General features: G+C 56.9%; 15 protein-coding genes. 6 read left to right on the top strand and 9 right to left on the bottom strand.

The genetic code is table 11. The features are described from left to right. Positions 1-5 precede the first annotated feature (5 nt). Entirely contained in the window at positions 6-350 is a 345-nt protein-coding gene (locus tag H598_RS0114205; protein ID WP_028113596.1) for a YkvA family protein, read from the top strand. Positions 351-560: 210 nt separating this feature from the next. Beyond that, positions 561-1,217: a nitroreductase family protein gene (locus tag H598_RS0114195; protein WP_028113595.1), complete on the top strand. Its 657-nt coding sequence runs from the start codon at positions 561-563 to the stop codon at positions 1,215-1,217. 80 nt (positions 1,218-1,297) lie between these two features. Here H598_RS0114195 and H598_RS0114190 read toward each other — a convergent pair whose 3' ends face one another. The 8 genes from H598_RS0114190 to H598_RS24430 form a co-directional block, all read right to left on the bottom strand. Next, positions 1,298-2,323, bottom strand: coding sequence for a manganese-dependent inorganic pyrophosphatase (locus tag H598_RS0114190; protein WP_028113594.1), 1,026 nt, complete (start codon positions 2,321-2,323; stop codon positions 1,298-1,300). A 60-nt stretch (positions 2,324-2,383) separates the two neighbouring features. Then, positions 2,384-4,210, bottom strand: coding sequence for a hypothetical protein (locus H598_RS0114185; protein ID WP_028113593.1), 1,827 nt, complete (start codon positions 4,208-4,210; stop codon positions 2,384-2,386). Between the two features lie 431 nt (positions 4,211-4,641). Beyond that, positions 4,642-5,298 carry a response regulator gene (locus tag H598_RS0114180; protein WP_028113592.1) on the bottom strand — a complete coding sequence of 219 codons (657 nt, stop codon included), beginning with the start codon at positions 5,296-5,298 and terminating at the stop codon, positions 4,642-4,644. A 109-nt stretch (positions 5,299-5,407) separates the two neighbouring features. Continuing rightward, a complete protein-coding gene (locus tag H598_RS0114175) occupies positions 5,408-6,472 on the bottom strand; it encodes a 3-deoxy-7-phosphoheptulonate synthase (RefSeq protein WP_028113591.1) in 1,065 nt (354 codons plus the stop codon). 180 nt (positions 6,473-6,652) lie between these two features. Further along, positions 6,653-7,573, bottom strand: a complete 921-nt coding sequence (locus H598_RS0114170; RefSeq protein ID WP_425402363.1) for an SPFH domain-containing protein — start codon at positions 7,571-7,573, stop codon at positions 6,653-6,655. A 340-nt stretch (positions 7,574-7,913) separates the two neighbouring features. Then, the gene (locus tag H598_RS24435; protein WP_035415941.1) at positions 7,914-8,201 is read right to left on the bottom strand and encodes a DUF3325 domain-containing protein; all 288 of its coding nucleotides are present in this window, start codon (positions 8,199-8,201) and stop codon (positions 7,914-7,916) included. Then, positions 8,201-9,760, bottom strand: coding sequence for a PepSY-associated TM helix domain-containing protein (locus H598_RS0114160; RefSeq protein WP_028113589.1), 1,560 nt, complete (start codon positions 9,758-9,760; stop codon positions 8,201-8,203). The genes H598_RS24435 and H598_RS0114160 overlap by 1 nt, the downstream gene beginning before the upstream one ends. After that, on the bottom strand, positions 9,757-10,038 hold the full coding sequence (locus H598_RS24430) for a hypothetical protein (protein ID WP_035415940.1): 282 nt from the start codon (positions 10,036-10,038) through the stop codon (positions 9,757-9,759). The genes H598_RS0114160 and H598_RS24430 overlap by 4 nt, the downstream gene beginning before the upstream one ends. 713 nt (positions 10,039-10,751) lie before the next feature. Between H598_RS24430 and H598_RS0114145 the strand changes: the two genes are divergently transcribed. Then, positions 10,752-11,195 carry a superoxide dismutase, Ni gene (locus tag H598_RS0114145; protein WP_051252735.1) on the top strand — a complete coding sequence of 148 codons (444 nt, stop codon included), beginning with the start codon at positions 10,752-10,754 and terminating at the stop codon, positions 11,193-11,195. Between the two features lie 47 nt (positions 11,196-11,242). On the opposite strand, the gene ppsR is transcribed toward H598_RS0114145, so the two are convergent. Continuing rightward, the gene (gene ppsR / locus H598_RS0114140) at positions 11,243-12,055 is read right to left on the bottom strand and encodes a posphoenolpyruvate synthetase regulatory kinase/phosphorylase PpsR (protein WP_028113587.1); all 813 of its coding nucleotides are present in this window, start codon (positions 12,053-12,055) and stop codon (positions 11,243-11,245) included. 127 nt (positions 12,056-12,182) lie between these two features. Between ppsR and ppsA the strand changes: the two genes are divergently transcribed. The 3 genes from ppsA to dsdC all read left to right on the top strand — a co-directional run bounded on the left by ppsA (position 12,183) and on the right by dsdC (position 19,000). Continuing rightward, positions 12,183-14,561, top strand: coding sequence for a phosphoenolpyruvate synthase (gene ppsA, locus H598_RS0114135; RefSeq protein ID WP_028113586.1), 2,379 nt, complete (start codon positions 12,183-12,185; stop codon positions 14,559-14,561). Between the two features lie 99 nt (positions 14,562-14,660). Beyond that, positions 14,661-17,663 (top strand): D-2-hydroxyglutarate dehydrogenase YdiJ, encoded by a 3,003-nt coding sequence (ydiJ, locus tag H598_RS0114130; protein ID WP_028113585.1) that lies wholly within the window; start codon positions 14,661-14,663, stop codon positions 17,661-17,663. Between the two features lie 371 nt (positions 17,664-18,034). Continuing rightward, the gene (dsdC, locus tag H598_RS24425; protein ID WP_051252734.1) at positions 18,035-19,000 is read left to right on the top strand and encodes a DNA-binding transcriptional regulator DsdC; all 966 of its coding nucleotides are present in this window, start codon (positions 18,035-18,037) and stop codon (positions 18,998-19,000) included. Positions 19,001-19,065: the final 65 nt, after the last annotated feature.

Here is a 19,065-nt window from a genome sequence, read left to right as displayed (position 1 = left end):
AAGTGATGGACGATTATGCAAAGTACTTCAGCGAAGACTCGTTCTGGGACACCCTGCGCCGTTATGCCGTTCGCATTGGCCGGGAAGCGGTGGAAAAGGCGTTGGTGCTCTATTTCTGCCTGACCGACCCGCAAACGCCGACCCAGGCCAAGACGGTAATCGTGGCGGCGTTGGGTTACCTGATTCTGCCCATGGACGTGATTCCGGATTTAACGCCAGGAGTGGGATTCAGTGATGATTTAGGCGCTTTGACGGTGGCATTGGCGACGGTGGCGGCTCACGTTACTAGTGCCCATTGGCAGCGGGCATCGCAGCAGCTGCAGCAGTGGTTTGGCACTACCCCCCAGTGAGGCGGGCCGGGGCGTGTCGGTTACCAACGCGTGCCGGGTCACCAGGGCGACCGGCGCCTTGGTTTGCGGTAACCACGGCCACGGCCTGGGCCATTATCAATTCAAAACGAAAACTGTTTATGGTGGCGGCCGGTTTATTGTTCGCCGGGCTGACCAATATACTCTCCGTCATTGATTGATGTATGAATTCACCCAGTTACGGAGCAGACCATGTCTCAGCAGATTATTGCCGATCTAAACGCCCGCTATACCGCCAAAAAATACGATCCATCCAAGCGCATCTCGGCCAACGACATGGCCATTATCAAAGAAGCGCTGCGCCTGTCGGCGTCCTCCATCAACTCTCAGCCGTGGAAGTTTGTTGTGCTGGAAAGTGACGAGGCCAAACAGCGATTCCACAACACCTTTGTTAATAAGCACCAATTTAATCAGCCCCATGCCAAAGAGGCGTCGCACACCATCCTGTTGGCCTATGATCCGAAATTCACTAAAGAAAAGTACAGCAAGCGGGTCGATGCGGAAGTGCGCTCTGGTCACCTGCCGGCGGAGCGGTACGATGCCTTTATGGGGGCCTACGCCTTTGCCGAAGCCAACACCGACGCCCAGGGCTTCAATGGTGGCTGGACCAAGGCCCAGGTGTACCTGGCTCTGGGCAACTTGTTGCACGTACTGGCCCGGTTGGGGATCGCCTCGACGCCAATGGAAGGGGTGGATGCCGAACTGATCGGCAAGGAGTTCGCCCCAGAACTGGATGGCCATGTCTGCGAAGTGGCACTGGCAATGGGCTATCACAAACAGGGGGAAGACTATAACCATGGACTGCCCAAGGCTCGGTTGTTGGCCGAGGACGTACTGGCGGTGGTGTAACCTTCACCGAGTCTAAACGCTGACCCCGGTGCAGATCGGCAGGGCAGGAGGCCGGAGCCAGCCTCCTGCTGTCATTGTAGTTACTTCGACAAGGCGCCTTTAATGGCAGGCATCATCTGCCGTTTGCGTGACAGGGTGTCGCTGAGAACGAACAGTCCCCGTTTATCCATTTTGACCCCGTAGGCTTTGTTGGCCAGTTTTTCATCGGCGCGATTTTCGGTGATCACGTAGGCGGTTTTCTTCTGCATATCCACAATGGCAAAGAAGATGTGGTCGCGTTTCTGGCTGGTTCGGGCCTTACCCAGCGCCTGGCGCAACTCCTCGACCCGCCCCAGCAGTTCGTCGGAACTCAGTACTTCCGCAACCCCAAAGCCGACATTCTTGCCGTTGATGCTGTAGTTTTTGTAGTCCCCGACCACGATGTCGTAAGCGCTGACGTCGGACAGATCCGATTTGGCTTTAAACATGTTGGCGGCAAACTCATCGGCATCAAGACCGGCGGTGGCAGACAGGCTGGCCACCAGTTGCCGATCCCGTTCGGTGGTAGTGGCCGAGCTCAGGTTCAGGGTGTCGGACAGGATGCCGGCCAGCAGCAGTCCGGCGTCACTCTTTGACAGGGCAATGCCGTGGCGTTCGGCGTCATCGGCAATGATGGTGGCGGCGGAACCCCAGGGCTTGATGTTGATGCTGATGGGCGAGGACAGGGCGATGGGGTTGTCTCTGAGGGCGTGATGATCAATCACCGCCTGGATGTTGTTTTGATTGACGCCGGGCATCAGTTGCGTGGTTTGATTAAAGTCCACCAGCGCGACGTTGGCTGCGGCCAGGTTGGTGGCCAGGGGCGGCGTGTCCAGCTTCAGGGTGTCGAGCACGTACTGGGTTTCTTTATTGAGCTTGCCGGTGCTGCGGGCCTGGCCACCGTAGATTTTGGCCGCCATCATGGCGGAGACGATGGTGTCGGTGTCTGGATTGATGTGGCCAAACCACAGCGTGTTCTGGTCAATGGGGTGGTCGTTGAGCGTCAGGTCCAAGTCGGCACTGAACGCCGGCCAGGCGATGGCCGTTACCAGGCTCAGGGCGGCCAGGCTAAGGGTGCGTGTGGTCATAATGAGATCCTTGTGTTGGCGGAAGGTGCCCGGCGGGGCACCTTCCTGTCCATGAGAGTGTTAAAGTTCGGTTCCGGCCCAGTAGTACAGGTGGTTGCTGCGTGCCTGAGTGTCGATGTGTTGTTTGATCACCGGTTTGAGGTAATTCACCGCACTGTCGCCCAACAGCTCATAGCCTTTGAGGGCGTTACCACCGTCGAGGCGGGCGGCCAGTTTTTGACGCTCTTTGGCGGTGTCATAGCGGGAGCCTGTGGCAACGGCCACCAACAGTCCATCCTTAGCCCCGACCAGGGTCGCTTTGGCGAGGGTCTGGTTCTTGTTAGCACCAATGACGGCGACCTTCAGAGGGTGATCTTGATGGCGGGTCTGATACACGGTGGCGGCGATGGCGCTGTTGCCGGCAATCACCAGGCTGTCGTTGCCGGTACGAACGTTCACACTGCCATCGAGGTTGCGTACCTTGGTGCCATCCAGTTGGGCGATGCCGATGGGCTTGCTGGTCGCGGGCTTGGCGGGGTTGGCTTTGGCGTGAAAGCGGTTGCTGACCTGAAAGGCGATTTCAGTTTTTGACAGGGACTGGTCTTTGGCCAGCAGGCCGGCGGCTTTCAGCTTGGCGTACAGCCAGTCATTGAGTTTGTCTAGCTCGGCCCGGTTCGCGGTTTTGCCTTCGAAGCCGATCTCCAGCAGCAGGGGTTTGCCATACTGACCGTTTTTGCCGAACTGGCCGGGGTCCTTGATGGCTTTCCAGATCTGAATCTCTACTTCCTGGCCTTTGAACGGACCGCTGTTGATCCAGCCCTTGTACTTGGATTGACGCATGATGTCGGTTTTCAGCACCTTACTGGCACCGTGGCGCATCAGTGGCGTCAATTGCTTGTAGGCTTTCGGGTTGGCAAACATCAGGTAGTCGAAGATCTCCTGATTGCTGGCGCCATAGAAATCGAACTCGAAGATGTTAAAGCCGACGTCGGTAGACAGGCTGTACTGATCGCCTCCCAGGGAGACATCCACTTCGCCTTCGCCTTTGATCATTGGTCGCAGATTATCCAGGCTATCGGCCCGCAGCTTGTGGGTGAATTTGGACTTACGCACCTTGCTGACGTCCATGCGAACCCGAAAGATTTCGTCACGGCTTTTGAGGAACCGGTCCTCGGTGTCCATGTAGAAACCCTCTTTGAATTTCACCTTGGCACGCCAGTCGATGAACGGGGTTTTGTCGACAAATCGTTGTCCTAACTGTTTGCTTTCGCCGTCCCACAAGAAGTCGGTATCGATGAGGTAATGCCATTCGATGTCCTCCATCTGTGCCATGGAGACCGGTTTGGCCGGACCGTAGTCCTTGAGGTATTCGTAGTTGAGCGAGTCGATCTGCGGTGCGATGCGAATCAGCATTTCGCCGGCGTTGTGCAGTGCCGTTTCGGTCCGTCCCGGGCGCAGTTTGTTGTAGCGGCCAGATTTGTTATTGAGGTACCACTGGCCGTTTTCCATCTCCAGCTCACCGCCAATGCGGGCCTTGGCCCCGCCGGTCAGTGCCGTGTGGCCATATTTTTCCTTGTAGCCCCACTTTTTGGGTTTTCCATCTTCGATGCGCATCATGCCCTGCGGGTACTTGGTGCCCCAAGGGGTGGTGACTTCCGGTGCAATGATGAAGTTGCCCGCTTCGTCGATAACCCAGACGTAGCCTTCCCCCTCATCCAGAATCAGCGGTTGCTGATCGTTGCCGACCTGCAGATAGGGGTTGAGGGCGATGTTGTGGTGATTGTCCACTTCGTAGGCTTTGATGTAGGCCGGTGGCATTACCGGGCCGTACAGCCGGTCGAGGTCGGGGCTGGCCTGAACGGAAAATGCCAGTGTCAGGGCGGTGCAGGCGAAAAATTGTTGTCTCATATCGTGTTTCCTGATCTCTGTACGAGTTGGGCCGGGCACGGTGACCTGGCCGAACAGGAAGGGGATGAGCCGTTGCTCTTGGGGGTGGGAGAGAGAAAACCCCTGGGTTCATTGCCTTCCTGATGTCCTTGGATAGCTATGGTGCTGCGGGTGATTGAGTCACCGGATTCACCATGGCTGTATGATGGACTCAGTCAGGCTGAAAAAAGAATGACCTCGATCAAATAGTCGCAATTAAATCTTACACTTTTGATTTTGTGTGATCTCAATTTGAACGCTGATTCATTTTAACTATTTGAAATTTAATCATAACTTCTATTGTCAATGCTTGTTATAGCTTTGGTTTTGTCGGTGTTGTATTTACTGGTTGCGCTTTTTGAGGGAAACAAAAAGGCCCGCAATCGGCGGGCCCGCGGTGCTGGCTGTTGGATTCAGACCGGACGGTTGTCCATATCCAGTCCCTGCAGGGCGATGACGGCCTGGGTGCGGTTGCGCACGCCGAGCTTTTTAAAGATGGCAGTAGCGTGGGCTTTGATGGTGGCCTCGGAGACCGCCAGTTCATAGGCGATCTGCTTGTTGAGCAGGCCTTCGGCAAACATCTGCAATACTCGGTACTGCTGCGGGGTTAACTCGGCCAGGCGGGCGCCGATGTCGTCGTCGTCTCGCTGTGCTTCGTTAAGGTTTTCCATACCTTGAGGCAGGTAGATGTCGCCCTCCAGAACCCGCTGCAGAGCATCGGCCAGTTGTTGAGGCTGGGCCGATTTGGGAATGAAGCCCTGGGCGCCATAGTGCATCGCCTTGGCGACCGTTTGGCTGTCTTCATGGGCAGAGATCACCATGATCGGAATCGCCGGGTGGTGGCTGCGCAGGTGGATCAGGGTCGAGTAGCCGTGACTGCCGGGCATCTGCAGATCCAGCAGGATCAGGTCAACGTCGGGGTGATGGTTGAGGCAGTGCTCCAGGGTGTCGGCACTGTCGGCTTCCAGCCAGCGGGTGTCTGCCATGAACAGACTCAATGACTGTTTCAGCGCCTGGCGAAAAAGGGGGTGATCGTCGGCGATGATGATTGAGCGGTCAGGCTGATCCATGGTGGCGTAGGTCCTTGTAATTATAGTGCCACTACTTTATGCAAATTTTAATCAAAAACAAAGGGGCACGCGTGGTGGCCCCTTCTGATCGGATCTGAGTGCGTCAGCCTCAGGGACAACGGCGCCGTCTGGCGCGGCTGGCTTTGGCCAAATCTTTGAGCAGGATTTCACTGTCCTGCCAGTTCAGGCAAGCGTCGGTAATGCTCTGACCATAGGTCAGCGGTTGGCCGGCGACCACTTTCTGGTTGCCTTCATTGATGAAACTCTCCGCCATGATACCGGCAATCATGCCACCGTGCGGCTGTGCCATCTGGGCCATGACATCGGCGGCCACATCCAGTTGGCGACGGTGATCTTTCTGACTGTTGCCGTGGGAAAAGTCCACCACCAATCGAGGGCTGATGCCCGCTTCAGACAATTTGTTGCTGGCAGCGATGACGTGTTCGGCGTCGTAGTTGGGGCACTTGCCGCCGCGCAGGATGATGTGTCCGAAGGGGTTGCCGTGAGTGCGGTACACCGACATCTGACCGTCTTTGTCCGGCGAGTAGAAGATGTGCGGCACTCGGGCGGCGCGGACGGCGTCGATGGCGATCTGCATGCCGCCGTCGGTGCCGTTTTTAAAGCCAACCGGACAGGACAACGCCGATGCCATTTCGCGGTGAATCTGACTTTCGGTGGTGCGGGCGCCGATGGCGCCCCAGGTGATCAGATCGGAGATGTACTGGCCATTGACCATATCGAGGAACTCGGTGGCGATGGGCAGTTTCAATTCGGTGATGTCGGTGAGCAGTTTTCGTGCCTGACGCAGGCCCTTGTTGGCGCTGAAGCTGCCGTCCAGATCCGGATCGGAGATCAGGCCTTTCCAACCGACGATGGTGCGGGGTTTTTCGAAATACACACGCATGACGATCATCAGGTCATCGGCCAGCTCTTTCTGCAACACGGCCAGGCGCTTGGCGTAATCCAGCGCGGCGTCGGCGTCGTGAATGGAGCAGGGGCCGATAATGACCAGCAGGCGGGAATCTTCACCACTGAGAATGGCCTCAACCTGGCGACGGGCACTGAGCAGTGCTTCGGCGGCTGGATCGGATAAGGGAAACTCTTTGGCCAGCTCGGCAGGGGAAATCACCTTGCACAGAAGCGTGGTCCGTAATTCATCGGTCTTAAATGTCATGCGTGCCTACAACGGGGTGAGTACAGGTCACCGTTTGCAACTAATCTGACGGATTATACCGAATCTTGGCCGTTAGGTAAGGCACAATACCCATTGGGCGACAAGTTGGTTAATAAATGGACCAAAATGGCCGCCGAACCGGGCCGGTGGGCCTAGCCGGTTCGGCGGTGTTGGGGTGAGTTATGGGTTGCGTTTAACGCTCTGCATGTTCCACAGCACGTTTTGATCGGCGCCCATCATGGTCGAGGGCATCTTGCCGTCCCAGTTTTGGGCGCGGACGTACTCCACCAGCAGTGGGCTTTGGTTGATGGCTTCGGCCTTCTTTTGCATCGCTTCCGCCTCTGCCAGACCCTTGATGCGAATCGCCTCCGATTCTGCCTGGGCTTCGGTGGTGATGGCGTAGGCATTACCGTCGGCTCGAGCCTTTTCCGCATCGCGCTTGGCTTCGGCGGTGTTGACTTCCCGCATCGCTTCCAGTTTTTGGCGCTCCAGGCGGTGTTTTTCCGCCGCCGCCAGGTTTTTTTCGGTCTGTTTGGTTTCGATGCTCTGCAGGTATTTCTGCGGTAACCCCAGGTTCTCTATTTGAACGCTGTCCAGTTTGACCGGAAATTCCTTCATGGTTTGGATGACGATCTCTTCGATCTTACCGATCACCTGACCGCGATTCTGAACAATCTCTTCCGCCTTGTAGCGGGCGATGGCATCTTTGGCTGCCGAGCGCAGGCGCGGGTCGAGAATGCGGTTTTCGAACTGATCCAGACCACCGTAGTTGCGATACAGCTCAAAGGCTTCCGAGCGGATCACCGTCCAGTTGATGGAGACATCGATGTCCACCGGCATCTGCTCATGGGTGGCGGCTTTGAGCTTTTCGACGTTCTTGCGAGTCCGAATCTCCAGTTTTTGTACCTGATCGGCCAGTGGAATTTTAAAGTGCAACCCTGGATTGACCTGTTGCTGGGCTTCACCGAAGCGCTTCACAATGCCGACATGGCCTTCGTCGACGGTGTAAAACGTCGACAGCGACAGTATGCCAAGGGCCACGGCCACCGCCGCACCGGCCATGGTTTTGCCCGAAATCCGCTTATTAACTAATTGATTCATAATCATCATTCCTTTTATTTATTGAGTAATTGGTTTTTGTTATCCATGGCTCAATAATATTATTTAGTTATAACGCTGTAAATAAAGTCGGCGGTGATAATCACCCGTTTCTAATCGCATTTCGATTCGGTTTTCCCGAATTATTTTTGGGTTTGCCTTGATTTATTTGGTGTTGGCAGTTGAGGCGGTGCGCGGGAAGTGGTTGATGGCATCCCCGGTCTTTGAAGTTGGCTACCGGGTTGGTTAGCGATGTCCCGCCGCTGTCGATGAAGGCGAGCCAGTCTCGATGACTGGCTTTGGTTGGCAGAGTGGCTAAGCGGGACGCCGCAATATCATTGGCTTAAGTGGAACGGCCGCGGGGAGGACCAAGGCTGAGCAGCAGCGCCACCGCCTTGATGGCGATCGCCAACAGCCCCATGAACAGGGTCAGGCCAATGCCAACGCCGTATACCGAAGTGAGACCGGCGAGGGTCAGTCCCAATGCGGCGGTTGCCACAACCCGCAATGCCCGTTGGCGCCGGGGAGTCAACGACCAGCGCCACCCGAGTTGTCGATGGTGTTTGGGCATGGCCAGCGCCAGGGCCGAGACGGCGATGAACATCAGTAAGAACAGCGACAGGGAGATCATCAAGCGTGTACCGTCAGTCGAGAATTAGAGAGTGACCGTCGCTGCAGCCGTACGGCGGCGAACAGGCAGGCTGCCGCCAGCGTCAGGGCGCCCAGGTCGATGCTGGCGTACAACCACTGGCCGCTGGCCAGGGTATGACCCAGGTGCTTCGAGGTGGTCATGGCATTGATGATGGGCACCGCCAGCCAGGTGACGGCGGCCAGCCCCAGTTGTTCGGACCAGGATTTGCTTGGCGAGCGAATCAGGCCATGAATCAGGGCCAGGCCCCAGACCATAAACAGGCTGTGGGCCTCCCAGTCCGCCCTTTCCGGTAGGCCCAGCGGCAATAACCGGTTGGCAATCAAGTAAGCGCCGATGGCCATCGGCAACCCAACCAGGATGCCGACATTCAGTCTTTCCACCAGGCGTATTCCGGCTGCCGGGCCGGCTTGGCGCTGCTTCAGGCGTCGTTTTTGCACGAAATGGAGTGCGCCGGTAGCGATCATGCCGGCGCCCGCCAGGCCGGCGATAAAGTAGAGCCAACGCAGCAGTGGTCCGGCAAACTGACCTTCGTGCAGAGACAGCAGGATCTGGCCGGCTTCGACCGCCGAATTATGGGCAGGGGAGCGCTGGGATAACAGCTCACCACTGACACCGTCAAACTCCAGTAGCGTTGCCGAGCGGGTGGCAATGCCGTCAAATTGACGCACGTAGATGCGGGCATTGGCATCTCCAGGGGCCTGAATCTGAATGCTGCGAATTCGGTCGGCATCGCCGTAGCGGGCAATCAATTGTGTGAGCCGCTCGGCAGGCAGCAGGGGGGCGGCCTGGCCACTGCGTTCGATCTGCGGTCGGAACCGCAGTTTGGCCAGCTCCTGTTTGCTGATGTCTCTATCGAAACCGAGGCCGCCGAAGCCGATCAGCGGCAGAAGTGAGCTGATCATAAATACCAGACCGCTGTAGGAGATCATCAGGTGAAACGGCAGTGACGACACGCTGAGCAGATTGTGCAGATCCAGAGTGGAACGCAGGCCTTTATGGGGACGAAAGGTGAACATCTCGGCAAAGAACTTACGATGAATGACCACGCCGGTCACCACCGTCAGAAACATCACCACGGTGACCACGCCGATAAAGTAGAAGGCGATGGTTCTGTCCAGATAATGCAACTTGTAGTGCATCTTATACAGCAGTTGGCCGCCACCGGTCTCTCGGGCCGGCTGATGCAACTCGCCACCGTCAATGGCGTCGATCTGTTTTCGAAACCGCCGGGGCTGAGGCTGCTCCGATTGGGGCAGGCGCCAGGAGACTTCTGGAGCGGTGGCGTGGCGCCCGCCAGCGGGGAACAGGTACCAATACTCGGCCCCTTGTGCGTGCTCATTGAGGTAGCGGTAACTGGTTTCGACACGTCGCTCAAACGGGGCATCGATGTGAGCACTGCGTTCGGGTTGCATCCACAGGTCGATCTCATCATCGAAGTAGCCCAGGGTGCCGGTAACAAACATAAAGTACATGACCCAGCAGAAGAGTATTCCAGCCCAGGTGTGCAGCCCGCCCATGGACTTTCTGAAGCCGTTCATAGCACCACCGCCGCAGAAATCAGGGCGCTGGAGACCAGCAGCGACACCAGTACCCGAGTGATGCGTTTCAGTGACGGTTCATGAAACACCCACATGATGAGGGCGGTAAAGGCCAAAAACGCCAGCAGGTTAATCCAACTGATGTTGGTCAGGCGGTCGCCGGGGAGCAGCAGCGATAACAGGATGCCGATGCTGTTAATCACGGCAAAGCCGACGATGAAAGCGAGGAAAATTCGGTAAGCGATTAGCTTGCCGGACGAGGCGTTGGTCTTAGGCACACGAGCTCTTGAGTGATAACTATTTTCATTTCGGCGGATGGTACTGATTTTCATTCGTTGATGCAAAGGCTCCCAGGCCTGGGGAGACCGCCTTATTGGCAAAGACGACCGTCGCAGCTGGCCCGGGGAACGTTAGTGTCTGTCGCGGTGGTGGCAGAATGTACAGTCTCGGGAGGTTTTCGTCTGATTTGTGTGCGCTTTGTAGTTCTATTAAATTGATATGAAAGCAAAGCAGCCAACGGTTGTGAAAAGGGGTCGCAGTAGATTCGGCAAACAAATGCACGGATGAGCGGTGTCTCGCCAATGAGCTATGAACCAACAGAGGAGTGTTGATGTGTCATTGGCAAGACGGCTTTTGATCGGCCTGGGTTTGATGCCACTGGTCGGGAGCAGCGACAAGCTGATGCGGCTTGACCCTGTCGCTCTGCCTGTCAGTGACGCGGCCAGTCTCAGTGGCGACGTGCTAGGCTAGCTGGTCGAAGCTCAGACGGGTGACATTCACGGTGTGGTGGAGCTGAATTGAGCCGGGCTGGTGCCGTGGTAATGCCGACATGAGCAGGACAGCGGGAATGAGGGTGTTTTTTCGGCAGACCCGGCGCTGGCAAGCCATACTGCAAAGGGAATTCGGTTTCGGGAGAGTAAAAAGGCACGGGTTTGAAGAGGTTGCTCTTTGGTGCCTGGCTCTCTCACTGCATGGAAAAAGGAGACGAACGATGAAAAAGATGATGGTGTTGCTGAGCCTGTGCCTGGGGCTGATGTCACCGCTGGCCTGGTCTCATTGTCAGGTGCCTTGTGGTATTTACGATGATCATGCCCGGGTAAAACAGATGTTGGAGGATGCGGCGACGGTGGCCAAAGCCACCGCCATGATGGCCGAGCTCAGTGGCAAGAGCGATGCCCAGTCGCAGAATCAGATGGTGCGTTGGGTGATGAATAAAGAACAACACGCCCAGAAGGTGATCGAGACCATTAGCGATTATTTTTTGACTCAACGGGTCAAGACGAGCCAGAAGGATTACCAGAAGCGGTTAATGGATCATCATGCGGTGATTGTGGCCGCCATGAAGGCCAAGCAGAACGCCGACCCTAAGTTTGCCAAGTCGCTGACCAGTGCCATCGAAGGCTTGGCCGGTTACTATCCGGAACATAAGCATTAATGGAATTCGCCACCGGAGCCCGTTGGCTCCGGTGGCGGTTTGATGGTTCAGAACATACTTCTTTCCAATCCGGTCTTTGACAGGATTTTCGTCGCAATCTCTTCCACCGAGTTATTGGTGGTATTGAGGAAGGGAATGCGCTCTTTCTTAAACAGAAACTCCACCTCTTTGACCTCCATGCGGCACTGACGTGCCGAGGCGTATTTGGAGTCGGCCAGCCGTGACTGACGAATCTCCTGCAGACGCTGAGGGTTGATGGTTAGGCCAAACAGCTTCTTCTTGTGTTTTTTCAGCTCAGTCGGCAGTTTCAGGTTCTCCATGTCTTCGGCAATGAAGGGGTAGTTAGCCGCCTTGATGCCAAACTGCATCGACAGGTAGAGGCTGGATGGGGTCTTGCCGCAGCGAGAGACGCCCACCAGAATCACATCCGCTTCCTCCAGATTCTTCAGGGTGACACCGTCATCGTTATCCATGGCGTAGTGAATGGCGTCGATACGGGCATCGTAGGAGTCGTTGGCGATGCTGTGGGTTCGGTGCGCCTTGGGCTCGGCCTTGATCCCCAGTTGCTGTTCCAGTGGTGCCACGAAGGTATTGAGAAAGTCGTAGTCCAGGCCCTCGGAGGAGTAGATGATGGCACGAATCTCTGGATTAACAATGGAATGGAAGATTAATGGCCGTTCGCCCGTTGTAATAAAACAATCATTAATTAAGTTTCTGACTTCCTCAGCTTTCACTAGAGTTTCAACAAAAGGGATGGTCTTCTGCTCAAAATCAACTGGAAATTGCGATAAAACAGCATGTCCAAATATCTCAGCAGTAATCGCTGTGCCATCAGAAATGTAGAATACTTTGCGGGTCATACAGGCCTCTTGTAGTAATAAAATTACAGAATAATTAGGCTTTTGCGCTACTTGGGGGGAAGTGTATGATGCCAGCGACCCCTTAGGAAGGGGCATATAATAAATCTGAGGTTGTGAGGACAGAACAGTGACCCAATACGTACTCTGGTATCAGGAACTTGGCATGAACGACGTCAACCGAGTTGGCGGTAAGAATGCCTCTCTCGGCGAGATGATCAGCAACCTAGCGAACGCGGGTGTGCAGGTTCCAGGTGGTTATGCGACCACGGCTGAAGCCTATGACGAATTCCTGGAGCAAAGTGGCCTGAACGAGAAGATTCATACCGTTCTGGACACCCTCGACGTGGACGACGTGAATGCCCTGGCAAAAGCCGGTGCGGAGATTCGTCAGTGGATTATTGATACCCCGTTCCAGCCTGCCCTGGAAGCGGCCATCACTGAGGCTTACACAGAACTGAATCAGGGTGGCAGCGAAGATGCGTCTTTCGCCGTACGCTCCTCTGCAACCGCCGAAGACATGCCGGACGCGTCATTCGCCGGCCAGCAGGAAACCTTCCTGAACGTACGTGGCATCGATGCGATCATGGTCGCCATCAAACACGTATTCGCATCACTGTTTAATGACCGAGCCATCTCCTACCGTGTACACCAGGGTTACGACCATCGTGGTGTGGCGCTGTCTGCCGGTATTCAGCGCATGGTTCGCTCCGATAAAGCCTCATCCGGTGTGATGTTCTCCATCGACACCGAGTCCGGCCATGAAGATGTGGTCTTCGTGACCTCTGCTTACGGTCTGGGCGAGATGGTGGTGCAGGGTGCGGTTAACCCTGATGAATTTTACGTGCATAAGCCAACGCTGTTGTCCGGTCACAAAGCCGTGTTGCGTCGCAACCTGGGCTCCAAACTGGTGCAGATGATCTACTCTGGCGACGAGGCTCACGGTAAGCAGGTTGAGATTGTCGATGTGGACGCCGGTCTGCAGAAGCAGTTTTCCGTTACCGATGAAGAGGTGCTGGAACTGGCCAAGCAGGCGGTGATCATCGAGAAGCACTACGGTCGTCCAATGGACATCGAGTGGGCCAAAGACGGCATCGATGGCAAGCTGTACATCGTACAGGCCCGTCCTGAAACCGTTCGCTCCAATGAAGACGCTCAGGTGATGGAGCGCTACACCCTGGAAGGCAGCAGTGACGTGGTCTGTGAAGGCCGTGCCATTGGGCATAAGATCGGCGCCGGTACCGCCAAGGTACTGGACTCCATCGAAGAGATGGACAAGATTCAACCGGGTGACGTACTGGTTACCGACATGACCGACCCGGATTGGGAGCCGATCATGAAGCGTGCCAGTGCCATCGTGACCAACCGTGGCGGCCGTACCTGTCACGCGGCAATCATCGCCCGTGAGCTGGGCATTCCTGCGGTTGTAGGCTGTGGCGATGCGACCGATAAGATTGAAAACGGCAGTGAAGTGACCGTGTCCTGCGCCGAAGGCGACACCGGCTTCATCTACACCGGCAAACTGGACTTCTCCCTGACCTCCTCTCGGGTGGACGACCTGCCTGAACTGCCCATGAAGATCATGATGAACGTGGGTAACCCGGATCGTGCCTTCGATTTCGGTCGCCTGCCTAACGAAGGCATTGGCCTGGCGCGTCTGGAGTTCATCATTAACCGCATGATCGGCGTGCACCCGAAGGCGCTGCTGAACTACGACGTTCAGGAAGCCGAGGTGAAGGCGGAAATCGACGAACTGATGGCCGGTTACGACAACCCGGTTGAGTTCTACACCGCGCGTCTGGCGGAAGGCGTGGCCTGCATCGCCGCCTCGGTGTTCCCGAAGCGGGTGATTGTGCGCCTGTCTGACTTTAAGTCTAACGAATACGCCAACCTGGTCGGCGGTGAGCGTTACGAGCCTGAAGAAGAAAACCCAATGCTGGGCTTCCGCGGCGCGTCCCGTTACATCGATGACAGCTTCCGCGATTGTTTCGCCCTCGAGTGCGAAGCGATTAAGCGGGTTCGCGGTGAGATGGGCCTGACCAACGTAGAAATCATGATTCCATTCGTCCGGACTCTGGGTGAAGCCGAGGGCGTAATTGCCGAGCTGGGTAAAAACGGCCTGGTACGTGGCGAAGAGGGTTTGAAGGTGCAGATGATGTGCGAACTGCCTTCCAACGCCCTGTTGGCAGACCAGTTCCTGGATCACTTCGATGGCTTCTCCATCGGTTCCAACGACATGACTCAGTTGGGTCTGGGTCTGGATCGCGACTCCGGTATCATCAGCCACCTGTTCGATGAGCGTGACCCGTCGATCAAGAAACTGCTGTCCATGGCCATTCAAGCGGCCAAGGCCCGTGGCAAGTACGTGGGCATCTGCGGTCAGGGTCCTTCGGATCACGAAGACTTCGCCGCCTGGCTGGCGGAGGAGGGCATCGACTCGGTGTCCCTGAACCCAGACACCGTTATCGAAACCTGGCTGTACCTGGGCAAGACCTTGCCTAAGAAATAAGTCTGGTAAATTCTAAGATAACTTAAGGGGCCGCTGCTAAAGCGGCCCCTTTTTTATTATCATGGGGGACACTTTCGCACCACAGGGACAGGCAGTCGAATGATCCCAGCATTGCTGACGGCGCAAGGACTCGATGCGCATTATAAAAATTACTTAGAGCAGCTTTTCCAACAGGGATTCAAAGGCGATATTGACGCCCGCTATGGCACCCGCCTGAGCATGGCGGTGGACAACAGCGTCTACCAATTCCTACCGCAGGCGGTGGTCTTCCCCAAAGATTGCGGCGATCTGCAACTGCTCATGACCCTGGCTCAGGCGCCGGCGTTTCGGCAGATCCATTTTGCCCCCCGTGGCGGCGGCACCGGCACCAATGGCCAGAGCCTGAACTTTGGGGTGGTGGTGGATACCAGCCGCTATTTCGACCAGGTTCGGCATATCGACCCCAGCGGCCGCACCGCCGTGGTGGAAAGCGGGGTGGTCAAAGACGCGCTCAACGATGCCCTGCGGCCTCACGGTCTGTTTTTCTCTCCGGATCTGTCTACCTCCAACCGCGCCACCTTGGGGGGAATGATCAGCACCGACGCCTCCGGCGCGGGCTCGTTGGTATACGGCAAAACTTCGGATCATGTGCTGGGGATCACCGCCGTGCTGGACGATGGTTCGCTGCTGGAGACTGGACCCTGGGATGCCGAGGCGCGGGCTGCCCTCGGGGGGCGCGCCCGCCACCTGGCGGAGGCGGTGTTGGCACTGTGCCAGCAGAAGCAATCCCAGATCCGCGATACCTTTCCCGAGCTTAACCGCTTCCTGACCGGCTATGATCTGCGCCACGCCTATGATGCCGACACCGACGTGCTGGATCTGACCCGACTGTTGTGCGGCAGTGAAGGCACCCTGGCCTTTGTCGTCAGTGCCAAGGTTGATCTGACTCCGATTCCGGCCCAGCGCCGGCTGGTGAACATCAGTTACGACAGCTTCGAGTCGGCGCTGCGGCATGCGCCCAGCCTGGTTCAGGCTGAGGCCACGGCGGTGGAAACCATCGATTCCACGGTACTGGGACTGGCCAAGGAGGACGTCATCTGGCACTCGGTGGGCGAGTTGGTGCCCAACGCCTTTGACGCCGCCATGGCCGGCATCAACATGGTGGAGTTTGCCGGCAGTGCCGATGAGGTCGACGCCAAGGTGCAGCAGTTGATCGCGGCGTTGTCCGCTAAAGGCAATGGCGTGCTGGGCTATCGCCTGTGCGATCAGGCGGCCGAGATCGCCCGGGTGTACCAGATGCGTAAAAAAGCGGTGGGACTTTTGGGCAACGCCAAGGGGGCCCGTAAACCCATCGCCTTTGCCGAGGATACCGCGGTGCCGCCGGAGCAGTTGGCCGACTTTATCATGGAGTTTCGGGCGCTGCTGGACGGTCACCAGCTTCGCTATGGCATGTTTGGGCATGTGGATGCCGGGGTGCTGCATGTGCGCCCGGCGCTGGACATGTGCGATCCCGCCGACGAAGTCCTGTTGCGTCAGGTCTCCGATGAAGTGGCAGCCCTGACTCGAAAGTACGGTGGCCTGATGTGGGGCGAGCATGGGCGAGGAGTGCGCTCCGAATATGGCCCGGCGGTGTTTGGCGAGTTGTTTGATGACCTGCGCCGGATAAAAGGCTGGTTCGATCCCGACAATAAACTCAATCCTGGCAAGATCTGTGCGCCGCTGCAGAGCGAGTCGAATCTGTACAGCATCGACGAGATCAAACGGGGCAGCTTTGACCGCCAGATCGCGGTCGAGGGGCGGGCTCAGTTTGATAAAGCCATCAGTTGCAACGGCAATGGCCTGTGTTTCGACTACAACCGCAACAGCCCCATGTGCCCCTCCTATAAGGTCACCGGCAACCGGGTGTGGTCGCCTAAGGGGCGGGCCACCCTGATGCGTGAATGGTTGCGGCTGCTGGCCAACGACGGGGTGGATACCGCCAACCTGAAATCGGTGCCGATGGCGTCACTGCGGTCACGGATTAAGGCGACCCTGAGCCGTCATAAGCAAGACGACTTCTCGGTGGAGGTGTATGAGGCGATGCAAACCTGCCTGGCCTGTAAAGCCTGCTCTGGCGGCTGTCCGGTTAAGGTGGATGTGCCCAGTTTTCGGGCCGAGTTTTTGCATCTGTATCACAAGCGTTACCTGCGTCCGGCCAAGGACCACCTGGTAGCTGGCATCGAAGGGGCCCTGGTGTGGATGGCCAAGGCGCCGAGACTGGTGAATCGCCTGACCCAGAACCCGCTGTCTGCCTGGATGGCGCAACGCCTGTTTGGCTATGTCGATACGCCGGCGCTGTCGGTACCACCGCTGGCACAGCGTCTGCCACCGTCGCTGCGTCTGGATGAGACAGAGCTGGCTCAACTGTCGGAGCAGGAGCGGACCGACACCGTGGTGCTGGTGCAGGATCCCTTCACCAGTTATTACGATGCCGAGGTGGTGGTCAAGGCCGCCGAGTTGCTGCAGCAGTTAGGCTACCGGGTGCGGGTGATGGACTTTATTGCCAATGGCAAGCCACAGCACATCAAAGGCTTTATGGATCGGTTTGCGGTTACCGCCGCTCGGGGTGCCCGTTGTTTAAACCGGGTAGCCAGCTACGGTGTGACTCTGCTGGGGGTGGACCCGGCGTTGGTGCTGACTTACCGGGATGAGTACGATCAGGTGCTGGGGGAGGCCAGGGGTGACTTTAAAGTCTGGCTGCTCAATGAGTTTCTGGTGACCCAGTTGCAGCGCTGGCCGGAGCGGGCCAGCAGTGGCCTGAGTTTCAGGTTGATGACCCACTGTACCGAGAACAGTCTGCGGCCGCAGGCGGTGGCCCAGTGGCAACAGGTGTTTGCCCATTTCGGTGCGCGGTTACACAACCAGAACAGCGGCTGTTGTGGTATGGCAGGTACCTTTGGCCATGAGCAGTCAAATCTGCAGATTTCCCAGGATTTGTACCGCTTGTCGTGGCAGCCGGCCATTGAGGCCTCCAGCGAAGAGGTGTTGGTATCAGGCTACTCTTGCCGTTCCCAGGTTAAACGTTATCAACAGCAGCGGCCACGGCATCCGTTGGAAGCCCTGCATCAGATTTTGACCGGTTAAAAGGTGACCATGCCGGGGTTGGCGCTGATGAAAAATCGATCACCATCACATCTTGAGGTGAATGGATTTAATCTGGCTTAGGTTGTTTTGATGATTTAGTAAACAGCAAGGGGTAAGGCGGGGCGAGGTTATTGCGACTCTGCTGGCATTCCATTGCCGCTCAGAGTGCAATATGTTACGGCCTTTCGAAAGGTAAGGGAGCATCGAAAGGCCGCATTCGACTGGGATGTCTAAGCGCTAACTCGATGGGCACACACACTTGTTTTGTGAGCCCTGTCCCGCTGTCGATGGGTTGATACTACTTAGCCTTGCCAATGTCGACCAACGAATTATTATTATCCTCGAATTAATCGTATTAATCCGAGGTCGGTATGCTGAACGGCGCCATATTGTCATCTTTGCACTGTTTCGAGTGTGCGGCTCGCCACCTGAGCTTCACCAAAGCGGCGGAAGAGCTGTACCTGACCCAATCTGCGGTCAGTCATCGCATCAAGAAACTGGAAGAGCAGCTGGGATTCAAGCTGTTCCTGCGCTTTAACCGTCGGCTGCAATTGACCGAGCAGGGCGCCGGGCTGCTGGCGGAGCTGGATCAGTCTCTGGGGGGGCTGGAGATCGCCATTCGGGACCTGAAGCAGCAGGATTTTTCCTCCACTCTGAGCATTGCCGTGCCCCACAGCTTCGCCCGCTGTTGGCTGGCAGAGCGACTGGGGGATTTGCACAGTAAATACCCCCGTCTGACGCTGCAGGTGCGCGCCCAGTCTCGGGCCACGGATTTTCAGCACGAGTCGGTGGACATTGCCGTCTACTACTCCGATCACCTCAGTGCCGGTCTGTTCGGTAAAGATTTGATGGAGGAGAGCCTGGTTCCGGTGTGCAGCAAGGAGTACGCCGACAACCACGACCTGTGGAACAACCCGGGCAAGCTGGCCGACTGTTTGCTGTTGCACGATGAGACCGCCTGGCAGGGCTCCGGTTTTTATACCGAATGGCAGTACTGGGCTCGCCTGGCAGAGATTGACGGATTGTCGGTGGATCGCGGTTTCGTGTTTAACCGGGCCGATCTGTCGTACCGGGCGGCCATGTCCGGACAGGGGGTCGCCATCGGTCGCTGGAACATGGTCGCCCCTCAGGTGGAGGCCGGTAATCTGGTGGTGCCGATAGAGTCGTTCGTGCCCGCAGGCCAACGCTATTACATGGTCTGTCATCCGGATCGCAAAGACACCCCTGCGGTGAAGGCGATGTTTGACTGGATGCAGGAGCAGGCGGAAGACCGTTTGTCCCTGAATGAAGCCAGCATGGCCAAGCTGAAGAATTTAGCGGCTCATCGCGCATTTTGACGGGGCGTTAGCCCCTGAATTCATACTGGTCTGTCCATGTGGTCCGGGAAAATCGGTATCCTAGT

Source organism: Ferrimonas kyonanensis DSM 18153 (assembly GCF_000425405.1).
GTDB lineage: Bacteria > Pseudomonadota > Gammaproteobacteria > Enterobacterales > Shewanellaceae > Ferrimonas > Ferrimonas kyonanensis.
Note: the sequence above shows the minus strand (reverse complement) of the source record. Positions and strands in the feature narration are given on the sequence as shown.

What these genes read in the sequence shown, in the direction of transcription:
- H598_RS0114160 (WP_028113589.1), bottom strand. Translation starts at nt 9,760, where the DNA reads ATGAACGGCTTCAGAAAGTCCATGGGCGGGCTGCACACCTGGGCTGGA.
- H598_RS0114170 (WP_425402363.1), bottom strand. Translation starts at nt 7,573, where the DNA reads ATGAATCAATTAGTTAATAAGCGGATTTCGGGCAAAACCATGGCCGGT.
- H598_RS0114185 (WP_028113593.1), bottom strand. Translation starts at nt 4,210, where the DNA reads ATGAGACAACAATTTTTCGCCTGCACCGCCCTGACACTGGCATTTTCC.
- ydiJ (WP_028113585.1), top strand. Translation starts at nt 14,661, where the DNA reads ATGATCCCAGCATTGCTGACGGCGCAAGGACTCGATGCGCATTATAAA.
- H598_RS24435 (WP_035415941.1), bottom strand. Translation starts at nt 8,201, where the DNA reads ATGATCTCCCTGTCGCTGTTCTTACTGATGTTCATCGCCGTCTCGGCC.
- H598_RS0114190 (WP_028113594.1), bottom strand. Translation starts at nt 2,323, where the DNA reads ATGACCACACGCACCCTTAGCCTGGCCGCCCTGAGCCTGGTAACGGCC.
- H598_RS0114145 (WP_051252735.1), top strand. Translation starts at nt 10,752, where the DNA reads ATGAAAAAGATGATGGTGTTGCTGAGCCTGTGCCTGGGGCTGATGTCA.
- H598_RS0114205 (WP_028113596.1), top strand. Translation starts at nt 6, where the DNA reads ATGGACGATTATGCAAAGTACTTCAGCGAAGACTCGTTCTGGGACACC.
- H598_RS0114195 (WP_028113595.1), top strand. Translation starts at nt 561, where the DNA reads ATGTCTCAGCAGATTATTGCCGATCTAAACGCCCGCTATACCGCCAAA.
- dsdC (WP_051252734.1), top strand. Translation starts at nt 18,035, where the DNA reads ATGCTGAACGGCGCCATATTGTCATCTTTGCACTGTTTCGAGTGTGCG.
- H598_RS0114180 (WP_028113592.1), bottom strand. Translation starts at nt 5,298, where the DNA reads ATGGATCAGCCTGACCGCTCAATCATCATCGCCGACGATCACCCCCTT.
- H598_RS0114175 (WP_028113591.1), bottom strand. Translation starts at nt 6,472, where the DNA reads ATGACATTTAAGACCGATGAATTACGGACCACGCTTCTGTGCAAGGTG.
- ppsR (WP_028113587.1), bottom strand. Translation starts at nt 12,055, where the DNA reads ATGACCCGCAAAGTATTCTACATTTCTGATGGCACAGCGATTACTGCT.